General features: G+C 70.9%; 7 protein-coding genes. 4 read left to right on the top strand and 3 right to left on the bottom strand.

The features are described from left to right. Positions 1-75 precede the first annotated feature (75 nt). On the top strand, positions 76-1,017 hold the full coding sequence (locus ACIRQF_RS37875) for a cation diffusion facilitator family transporter (RefSeq protein WP_376638719.1): 942 nt from the start codon (positions 76-78) through the stop codon (positions 1,015-1,017). Positions 1,018-1,201: 184 nt separating this feature from the next. Here the strand turns inward: ACIRQF_RS37875 and lepB are convergent, their stop codons facing one another. Further along, positions 1,202-1,885 (bottom strand): signal peptidase I, encoded by a 684-nt coding sequence (gene lepB / locus ACIRQF_RS37880; RefSeq protein WP_404099557.1) that lies wholly within the window; start codon positions 1,883-1,885, stop codon positions 1,202-1,204. Between the two features lie 407 nt (positions 1,886-2,292). Between lepB and ahcY the strand changes: the two genes are divergently transcribed. Together ahcY and ACIRQF_RS37890 are read left to right on the top strand one after the other, a co-directional pair. After that, positions 2,293-3,747, top strand: coding sequence for an adenosylhomocysteinase (ahcY, locus tag ACIRQF_RS37885; RefSeq protein WP_376638721.1), 1,455 nt, complete (start codon positions 2,293-2,295; stop codon positions 3,745-3,747). A 139-nt stretch (positions 3,748-3,886) separates the two neighbouring features. Next, a complete protein-coding gene (locus ACIRQF_RS37890) occupies positions 3,887-4,498 on the top strand; it encodes a hypothetical protein (RefSeq protein WP_382487811.1) in 612 nt (203 codons plus the stop codon). Positions 4,499-4,554: 56 nt separating this feature from the next. Here the strand turns inward: ACIRQF_RS37890 and ACIRQF_RS37895 are convergent, their stop codons facing one another. Beyond that, positions 4,555-5,523 carry an RDD family protein gene (locus ACIRQF_RS37895; protein ID WP_404099561.1) on the bottom strand — a complete coding sequence of 323 codons (969 nt, stop codon included), beginning with the start codon at positions 5,521-5,523 and terminating at the stop codon, positions 4,555-4,557. 120 nt (positions 5,524-5,643) lie between these two features. Between ACIRQF_RS37895 and ACIRQF_RS37900 the strand changes: the two genes are divergently transcribed. After that, positions 5,644-6,651, top strand: a complete 1,008-nt coding sequence (locus ACIRQF_RS37900; RefSeq protein WP_389759829.1) for a stage II sporulation protein M — start codon at positions 5,644-5,646, stop codon at positions 6,649-6,651. Between the two features lie 122 nt (positions 6,652-6,773). Here ACIRQF_RS37900 and ACIRQF_RS37905 read toward each other — a convergent pair. Then, positions 6,774-6,979 (bottom strand): hypothetical protein (locus ACIRQF_RS37905; protein WP_404099564.1); only part of this gene is annotated, 206 nt, incomplete at its 5' end.

The raw sequence follows: 6,979 nt of genomic DNA on the forward strand, positions 1-6,979 counted from the left end.
CGAACGACGGCAAAGGAACGGCAATATGCTGCCGTCGTCAGGGCCGGAGCATCGACGAAGGGAACAGACACACCCATGAGCGCGTCAGGCGGAACCAAGGCGATCGTGGCGGCACTGGCCGCCAATCTCGCGATCGCCGTAGCCAAGTTCGTGGCGTTCCTCTTCAGCGGTTCGTCCTCGATGCTCGCGGAGTCCGTGCACTCCCTCGCCGACTCCGGCAACCAGGGCCTGCTCCTCCTCGGCGGCAAGCGCGCCCAGCGCGCGGCCACCCCGCAGCACCCGTTCGGCTACGGCCGCGAGCGCTACATCTACGCCTTCCTGGTCTCGATCGTGCTCTTCTCGGTCGGTGGCATGTTCGCCATCTACGAGGGCTACGAGAAGATCAAGCACCCGCACCCGATCGAGGCCTGGTACTGGCCGGTCGGCGTCCTCGTCTTCGCGATCATCGCGGAGGGCTTCTCCTTCCGCACCGCGATCAAGGAGTCGAACCACCTGCGCGGCAACCAGTCCTGGAAGGAGTTCGTACGCCGGGCGAAGGCCCCCGAGCTGCCCGTCGTCCTCCTGGAGGACTTCGGCGCCCTCGTCGGCCTCGTCCTCGCCCTCGGCGGCGTCGGCCTGGCCCTGCTGACCGGCGACGGCATCTGGGACGGCATCGGCACCCTGTGCATCGGTGTCCTGCTCATCGTCATCGCCCTCGTGCTCGCCGCCGAGACCAAGTCGCTGCTGCTCGGCGAGTCCGCCGGCATCGAGCAGGTGAAGCAGATCGAGGAGGCGATCGTCGACGGTCACACCGTCACCCGCCTCATCCACATGCGCACCCTCCACCTGGGCCCGGAGGAGCTGCTCGTCGCGGCGAAGATCGCCGTGCAGCACGATGACACCGCCGCCGAGGTCGCCGCCGCCATCGACGCGGCCGAGGCCCGCATCCGCGAGGCCGTCCCGATCGCCCGGGTCATCTACCTGGAGCCGGACATCTACAGCGAGCGGGCGGCCCAGGCGAAGGCGGACAAGGCCTGACACCGGCGGCCCGGCGCCCCGGCGCTCGTCGCCACGTCGCCGCACCGCGCCACCGCCCTTCCGCACGGCGAAGGCCCCGGACCCGATCACCAGGTCCGGGGCCTTCGCCGTGCCGTACCCGGTCACCGCACCCCGAGACCCCGCCGAGCCGCGCCCGGCACCCGGCGACGTCCGGCCGCGCCCGTCACGCCACGACGTACGGAGGGGGCGGCGGTGAATCGGCGGCCCGCCGCGCCGACCGGCCGACCAGCCACCCCGCCAGCGCACAGCCGGCCCCTGCGAGCGCGACGACGACGCCGCCGGCCAGGCCCACGACCGCGGTGAGGACGGGGACGGCCTTCCCTTCGAGGGCCCGCTCGCGGACCGCGTCCGCGGGAATCGTCCCGCCGAGACCGTCGTCGACGAAGAAGCGGGAGTCCCGCGACACCGCCCGGTTGTCGCCCATGACGAAGAGCCGGCCCTCCGGCACCTTCACGTCGTAGTCCTTGCCGTCGCCGGCCACGGGGTCGGCGGCGGAGACGTAGCCCTCCCGCAGCGGTGTCCCGTTCACGTACACCTGGCGCCCGTCGCCCTTCACCCGGTCGCCGCCGATCCCGATGACCCGCTGGAAGACGAGATCGGTGTCCGCGTAACGGCCGGGGAGGTAGTAGAAGACCACGTCACCGCGCCGGACCTCGTCGCCGTCGATCTTCTTCGTGAAGACGGTGTCGCCCCGGGGGTACGTGGGCTCCATGGCGTCCGAGCCGATGCTGTGGCCGCCGAAGAACGCGTCCCCCACCAACCAGGTGCCGACCGACATCAGCACGCCCAGTGGGAGCAGGATCCATCCCGAGATCCGCAGGCCCCGCCCCGGTCTTCCCGATCTCATCCCTGAGTCCCTCCCGAAACGATCTCGGCCCGCACCCTATAGGCGGGGGCCGAGGCCGCCGGAGGGTCCCCTGACGACCGGCCCGCACGCCGCCGGGAGCACGGCGCGAGGATCCGCAGGTTCCCGGTGCCGGACCCCTCCGCGACCCCCGATCCGGTCGACCGCGGTCCGGGGCGGACTGTGGGCCGCTGCGCCGATCGGTGTAGATTCGTGACCAGCCAGACGTCGCTGCTGATGGCGGTCGGGCGGTCCGCGCATGGACCGGCCGAGGGAGAGAGGGCCTCCGACGACTGCACCGCGAATCCACGCGGGAGCACCCGGGCATTCGTATGCCCGCGTCGCCCACAGCCGCGGTGCCAGGTGCCCACTCGACCCTCGAAACCGATCCACGAGGAGCAGCTCCAGTCATGACGACTGTCGCCAAGCAGGACTTCAAGGTCGCCGACCTGTCCCTGGCCGTGTTCGGCCGCAAGGAGATCACCCTCGCCGAGCACGAGATGCCCGGCCTCATGTCGATCCGCCGGGAGTACGCCGAGACGCAGCCCCTCGCCGGCGCCCGTATCACCGGCTCCCTGCACATGACCGTGCAGACCGCCGTCCTCATCGAGACCCTGGTCGCCCTCGGCGCCGAGGTCCGCTGGGCCTCCTGCAACATCTTCTCCACCCAGGACCACGCCGCCGCGGCCATCGCCGTCGGCCCGAACGGCACCCCGGAGAACCCGCAGGGCGTTCCGGTCTTCGCCTGGAAGGGCGAGACCCTGGAGGAGTACTGGTGGTGCACGGAGCAGGCGCTGACCTGGCCGAACACCCCGACCGGCGGCCCGAACATGATCCTCGACGACGGTGGTGACGCCACCCTCCTCGTCCACAAGGGCGTCGAGTTCGAGAAGGCCGGCTCCGCCCCGGACCCGTCCACCGCGGACAGCGAGGAGTACGGCTACATCCTCCAGCTCCTCAACCGGACCCTCGCCGAGAGCCCGCAGAAGTGGACCCAGCTGGCGTCGGAGATCCGCGGCGTCACCGAGGAGACCACGACCGGTGTCCACCGTCTCTACGAGATGATGCAGGCCGGCACGCTGCTCTTCCCGGCGATCAACGTGAACGACGCCGTGACGAAGTCGAAGTTCGACAACAAGTACGGCTGCCGCCACTCCCTGATCGACGGCATCAACCGCGCCACCGATGTCCTCATCGGCGGCAAGACGGCCGTGGTCTTCGGTTACGGCGACGTCGGCAAGGGCTGCGCCGAGTCCCTGCGTGGCCAGGGCGCCCGTGTGATCGTGACCGAGATCGACCCGATCTGCGCGCTGCAGGCGGCGATGGACGGCTACCAGGTCGCCACCCTCGATGACGTCGTGGAGACCGCCGACATCTTCATCACCACGACCGGCAACAAGGACATCATCATGGCCGCCGACATGGCCAAGATGAAGCACCAGGCGATCGTGGGCAACATCGGCCACTTCGACAACGAGATCGACATGGCCGGCCTGGCGAAGATCCCGGGCATCGTCAAGGACGAGGTCAAGCCGCAGGTCCACACCTGGACCTTCCCGGACGGCAAGGTCCTGATCGTCCTGTCCGAGGGCCGTCTGCTGAACCTGGGCAACGCCACGGGTCACCCGTCCTTCGTGATGTCGAACTCCTTCGCGGACCAGACTCTGGCCCAGATCGAGCTCTTCACGAAGCCGGAGGAGTACCCGACCGACGTCTACGTGCTGCCCAAGCACCTCGACGAGAAGGTCGCGCGTCTCCACCTCGACGCCCTCGGCGTCAAGCTGACGACCCTCCGCCCGGAGCAGGCCGAGTACATCGGTGTCAAGGTCGAGGGCCCGTTCAAGCCGGACCACTACCGCTACTGATCCCACGACCGGCGGGTGACGGCACACACCGGCACCCGCCCGTCACGGAAACCCGTAGCGGAACAGGCAGGCCCCCGCACCCCCGTGCCGGGGGCCTGCCCCGTCCCGACTACCGCCCCAGGACGCACCCCGAGGACCCATGCCCCGCGGCCGCTATTCGCTCTACGATCCGCACGATCACACCCCCCTCGGCGAAGAGCACTTCCACTGCGCGCCCGGCCCCTCCGGCTGGCGCTACGTCGCACGGACCACCACCCCCTCCGGCGACCCGAGCGGCTCCGTCGACCTGGCCGTCGACGACCTGGGCCGCCCCATCCGCCTCGAACTCCACGCCGCCGACTGGCAGGTCCGCGGCGCCGCTCTCGACGGCGTCACCTGGGTCCGTACCGACCCCACCGGAACCCATGCCACCGAAGGCAATGTGCGCGCCCACGCCTTCACCGGCACGTCCCCGGCGTTCCTCGTCGCGATCTCCCGACTCCTGCGGCTCACCCCCGATTCCCCGGAGACCCGCGTCCGGCTCGTCGCCTTCACGGATCCCGTGCTCGCCCCCCTGACGGTCGACCAGTCCTGGGCCCTGGTGAAGAGTGAAGCGCACGCCACTGACAACGGCCCGCTGATCGTGGACGAGTACCAGGTCAGCGCCCTGGACACCGGCGAGCGGCACACCGTCCACATCGCCGGCGACGTGGTCCTCGCGGCCCCGGGCATCGAACTCGAAGAGCTCGACACCCCGCCGAACGCCCTCTGAACCCCGCCGAACGCCCGCTGACGCCGCCCCTGACCGCTATCTGCGGCGCGCGTCGCTCATGCCGGAGGAGCGAACCCGGTCGCGCGCGACCCCTCACCGTCCGCGGGCTCCGGCCGACGTACGGGAGCAGTCGGCGGGGTGGCGGAAACAGCCGGGGGCGCGGCCCCGAAGGAAGCGGGCGTAGCAGTGGCCGCGGCGGGAGCCGCCGGCACACCCGACGGAGCCGCCGGCACACCCGACGGAGCCGGCGGGACGCCCACCGGTCCCTGCGCCGCCCCCGGCGCGAAGGCCCGCCGCGCGTCCCGCGCCTGCCGCTCGGCCACGACACCCGCGAGATACGCCGCCGCCGGCACGCCCGGCGGCGGAGGCGTCCCGGTCCGGGCCACCAGCTCGTCGGCCAGGCGCTCCGCGAGCCGCTGTCCGATCGCGGGATCCAGCCCGCCCATGCGCGTCAGGTACTGCCGTATCTCCAGCCACAGGGCGTCGGGCACGGCCGACAGGTCGAGCGCGGCGAACCGCCCCACGAGCCACGGCGGGGGAGGCGGCACGACCATCGCGGAGGCGGGCGCCACCCGCTCCCGCACGACCAGCGTCCCCGCGAACACGTCCCCGATCCGCCGCCCCCGCTCGGACACCAGCGAGGCGACGCAGGCGACGACGCCCATGGTCATGAGGATCTCGACGACCCCCATCGCCCCGCGCATCAACGCGTGCCGGAACCGGATCGGCCCCCCGTCCTCCCGCACCACCCGCAGCCCGCACACCAGCTTCCCGAGCGACCGCCCGTGGGACAGCGTCTCCACGGCGATCGGCGCCCCGACCAGGACGAGCACGGAGGACGCGATGGACAGCGCCATCACCGCCGCCTCGTCCAGCGAGGCCGTGGCGAGCGCGATCCCCACACTGATCAGCAGGTAGCCGGCCCACACCACGACCAGGTCGAGCAGCAGCGCCAGCGCCCGGCTCGGCAGCCGCGCCGGCTGCAGCCCCAGATAGACGGCATCCCCCGTCACGACCCCGCTCACCGCGCCCACCCTTCGTCGGCCTGCCGATCCCCGTCCGAACGCCAGTCTGCCAAGCTGACCCGCAGCGCGCCGCAGTAGTACGGACCCGTACGCACCCAGTGCCTGGAGCAGCAGCCGATCATGGACCTCGACGTCTTCGTCACCGCCCACCGAGCCGAGTGGGACCGCCTCGACCACCTGCTGCGCCGCGGCCGGAGCCTCACCGGTGCCGAGGCCGACGAACTCGTCGCGCTGTACCAGCGCACGGCCACCCACCTCTCCCTCATCCGCTCCAGCGCCCCGGACCCGATGCTCACGGCCCGGCTCACCCAGCTCGTCGCCCGCGGCCGCGCCACGGTCACCGGTACCCGCCGCGCCTCCTGGCGCGACGCGGCCGCCTTCCTGACCGGGGGCTTCCCGGCCGCGGTCTACCGCTCACGTCACTGGTGGATACCGACCGCGATCATCTCGACCCTCCTCGCGGCCCTCATCGGCTGGTGGATCGGGACGCACCCGGAGATCCAGTCGGCGATGGGTGCCCCGGCCGAGCTCCGCGAGATGACCCGCCCCGGCGGCCAGTACGAGACCTATTACTCCAGCCATCCGGCAGCCTCTTTTGCGGCGCAGGTGTGGACGAACAACGCCCGGGCGGCAGCGGTGTGCCTGGTGCTCGGCGCCTTCCTGGGGATCCCGGTGCTGCTGGTCCTCTTCGCGAACATGCTGAACCTCGGCGTCGGCATAGGTCTCATGGCGTCCGCCGGCCGTCTCGACGTCTTCCTCGGCCTGGTCCTCCCGCACGGTCTCCTGGAGCTGACCGCCGTGTTCGTCGCCGCGGGCACCGGCCTCCGCCTCGGCTGGACCGTCATCGAACCCGGCCCCATGACCCGTCGCGCCGCCCTGGCCCAGCAGGGCCGCGCGGCGATCGGCATGGCCGTCGGGCTCGCCCTGGTCCTTTTCGTCTCGGGGCTGATCGAAGGCTTCGTGACCCCTTCCGGGCTGCCGACCTGGGCCCGCATCACCATCGGCGTCGTCGCTGAACTGGCATTCCTCGCGTACGTCTACGTCCTGGGCGGGCGGGCGGCCCGCGCCGGCGACATGGGCGACGTCGCGGAGGCCGACCGCACGGCAGAGGTCCCCACCGCGGCCTGATGTGCAGAGCACCCCGCTGACCTGCTAGCCTCCTCTTCGCCCGCAAAACCCGTTGACACGGGTGGCGTGGGGAGGTAGATTCAAACGGTTGCCTGGAGCTGGACAAGCTCAGGGCCGACGAGTTAGACTCTCTCTCGCTCCGGTCGGAAACTGATGACGACGGAGCCACCCCGATTCCCTATCTCGATCACGAAGTCGTCCATTAGGCCGACGGAAATGATTCTGATAAAGTCGGAAACACGCCGGAAGGCCTCGGAAAAGAAGACGAAAGTCGGAAAGCCGGGACCGGAAAGCACCGAGGAAATCGGATCGGAAAGATCTGATAGAG

The organism is Streptomyces sp. NPDC101191 (genome assembly GCF_044767915.1).
Lineage (GTDB): Bacteria > Actinomycetota > Actinomycetes > Streptomycetales > Streptomycetaceae > Streptomyces.

Excerpts from the sequence above, each read along its gene's own strand:
- ACIRQF_RS37875 (WP_376638719.1), top strand. The coding sequence starts at position 76 with ATGAGCGCGTCAGGCGGAACCAAGGCGATCGTGGCGGCACTGGCCGCC.
- lepB (WP_404099557.1), bottom strand. The coding sequence starts at position 1,885 with ATGAGATCGGGAAGACCGGGGCGGGGCCTGCGGATCTCGGGATGGATC.
- ACIRQF_RS37900 (WP_389759829.1), top strand. The coding sequence starts at position 5,644 with ATGGACCTCGACGTCTTCGTCACCGCCCACCGAGCCGAGTGGGACCGC.
- ahcY (WP_376638721.1), top strand. The coding sequence starts at position 2,293 with ATGACGACTGTCGCCAAGCAGGACTTCAAGGTCGCCGACCTGTCCCTG.
- ACIRQF_RS37890 (WP_382487811.1), top strand. The coding sequence starts at position 3,887 with ATGCCCCGCGGCCGCTATTCGCTCTACGATCCGCACGATCACACCCCC.